At 57.9% G+C, this 2,458-nt stretch carries 2 protein-coding genes and 1 pseudogene; all 3 read left to right on the top strand.

The features are described 5' to 3' along the window. Positions 1-1,619 (top strand): annotated as a pseudogene (locus tag HHL14_RS33005) (hypothetical protein); the annotation flags it as partial. Between the two features lie 2 nt (positions 1,620-1,621). Beyond that, the gene (locus HHL14_RS32670; RefSeq protein ID WP_169501719.1) at positions 1,622-2,050 is read left to right on the top strand and encodes a hypothetical protein; all 429 of its coding nucleotides are present in this window, start codon (positions 1,622-1,624) and stop codon (positions 2,048-2,050) included. Further along, positions 2,005-2,458: hemagglutinin repeat-containing protein (locus HHL14_RS32665; RefSeq protein WP_169501721.1), on the top strand; the 454-nt coding region annotated here is incomplete at its 3' end. The genes HHL14_RS32670 and HHL14_RS32665, both read left to right, overlap by 46 nt.

Below are 2,458 nucleotides of genomic sequence, written 5' to 3'. Positions count from 1 at the left end.
CGGCCGGGTTGAGCCGTGACACAGCAAACGCCAACGGCTCGGTCGCGAACACGTTCAATGCACAGGACGTGCAGAACGACATGGCGGTCCAGCAGGGCGCGGTGCAGGTGGGCATGCAGGTCGCGGGCGACATCGCCGACCAGCTCGCGAAGAGTGACCCGTCAACGTGGGGCGCGGATGGCGCGGGGCGTATCGCGTTGCACGCCGGGGTTGCGGCGGCAGGAGCGGCACTGGGCGGCGGCAACATCGCGGGCGCGGTGGCAGGTACGGTCGCAGGCGATCTGGCCGCGGGTGCTGTCGGCAATGCGCTGGGTAACACGGCGGGTGCGTCGCTGGTCACGAACGTTGTGGCGGGTGCGGCGGGTGCGGCCGCTGGCGCAGCATTGGGCGGCGCAGGCGGTGCCCTGAGCGGGGCTAACGGCGCGCTGGGTGCGGATCTGTACAACCGGAAGTTGCATCCGGATGAGCGGAAGCTGATTGCAAACGCGGCCAATGAGATCGCTGCCTCGCAAGCACAGAACCCGGCTGATCAGGCGCAGATCGCAGCCTACTGGAGCAATCTGCTCACGCTGGTCGCAAACGCCGACGTGGATGCCCAGGGTCAGGAGCAGCTTAACCAGACCGTTTCGCAGATGACGCAGGCGGCCCAGGTGTCGGGCAATTACCAGGACCTGCAGACGTTCCAGCAAAATCTCGCTACTGCGCAGCAGATTGTGCAGGGTATGTCAGGCCAGCCCATTACAAACAGCGGTGGCCCGGTTGTTGCCGACGATGGCGTGCTGAAGACGTTCCAGGCAACCGGTTCGCAGTACAACGATTCGTCGCTATTCGGTACGCCGGGTGGCACGAAAATCGGACTTGCTATTGGGGAGACGCCGTCTTCGGTCGGGATCGGCTCGCAATATTACGTTGCACCGAATGGACCGACGGACCAGCAGGTGAGCGCGTTTGCCAATGATCTGGTGCAGCAGGCAGGAACCCCGAATGGAGCAGTCACACCGGTCTACCCTGCTGAGAGCGTCGTGCTGGGTAACATGGCCGGTAAAATTGCGGCGGGCGTACTGGGTGCCGTTTTTGGTGACAGTGTTGGAACGGCGGTTCAAACGACTACGGGAGCCACAGATAGTGGAGTTGCTGGCTCCTTGGATGGCGCGGGAGGGGCGATTGGCGCACCCAAGACAATTCCTTATCAGCCAAGCGGGACGGTTGTTTTGCAAGGAAATGCGCCGGTATGTGGACCCGCATGTGCGGCAATGGTGATTTCAGATAGCACCGGCGATTCGGTTAGCCTAGCAGATGTAATAGGAAGCTTCACAACTGGTATTCGGCCAACCGGAGTCAGTACGACAGAGCTTTCCAGCGTAATATCAAACGCCGGAGTACAAAACACTGTCGACACTGTGATGATGCCTGGGCAGTTGACTCAAGCGCTGTCAAATGGGCAGTCGGTTATCGTCAATGTGGGGGGGCATTTCATCATTGTGGATAGCGAAACTACAGTGAATGGAGTTGCGTATTATATGACTCGAGATCCATACACGGGGCCTCGTGGAGTTTTGGCAAGCGCACTGAATTCAGTTATGTCGCAGGGTGTGAATGCAATTGTGATAGGTAAATGAAAATGGATGTTCAAGAAATGCTGGCTTCTCAGGAAATAAGATGTGGTGTTCATGTTGAGCTATCCGGCTGGTTAGTCGACACAGACGACGGTTTATTTGTTTTGGGAGATCATTATCCTGAAGATTATTGCTATCCATGCAGGGTGAAAATAGAGAATGGCAATATCATGTATCCAATTTTGGAGAGGATACCGAGTTTAGGCGGGGGATGGTCTCTTCTTTTTTATAGGGCGAAGATTAGCGGTGTTGTGGCAGGTCGATCACCTTGGCTTATCAAGGTTGAAAATTTATCCGTTGAAACGGATAGAGGATCTGGATGCTATGTGGTTGTTAACGTTGACCAAGAGATTGTGTCTGAATATGTTGGAAAAAATGGGGACTATAAATTCAGTCGGCCTCGAAATCCGGCGAGGGACTGGCTGACCGACTGAGTTCCGGTGGTCAAGAATCTGTAACGCTGCAGGCGGCGCGCGACGTCAACCTGCTCGCCGCCCAGGATACGACGCAGCAGACGGGCAGCAACAGCAGCACGAACGCGAGCCTCGGTGTCGGCTTTGGGCTTGGCGGCACCCAGAACGGCTTTACGCTGGAGCTGGCGGCAAGCGGCTCGAAGGGCAACGTGAACGGCAACAGCGTGACGAACCAGAATACTGAGGTCAGCGCGGCCGATACGCTGTCGATCACGAGCGGGCGCGACACGAACCTGATCGGTGCCGTTGCGTCGGGCAATACGGTTGATGCGGACGTGGGCCGGAACCTGACGGTCACGAGTCCGCAGGACACGAATACCTACAACAGCCAGCAGGACAGCGCGGGCTTCCAGGCGAGCATCTGCGTGC

Origin of the sequence: Paraburkholderia antibiotica (assembly GCF_012927125.1) — a bacterium.
Classification (GTDB): Bacteria; Pseudomonadota; Gammaproteobacteria; order Burkholderiales; family Burkholderiaceae; genus Paraburkholderia; species Paraburkholderia antibiotica.
This window is presented reverse-complemented; position numbering and strand designations above follow the sequence as displayed.

What these genes read in the sequence shown, in the direction of transcription:
- HHL14_RS32670 (WP_169501719.1), top strand. Translation starts at nt 1,622, where the DNA reads ATGGATGTTCAAGAAATGCTGGCTTCTCAGGAAATAAGATGTGGTGTT.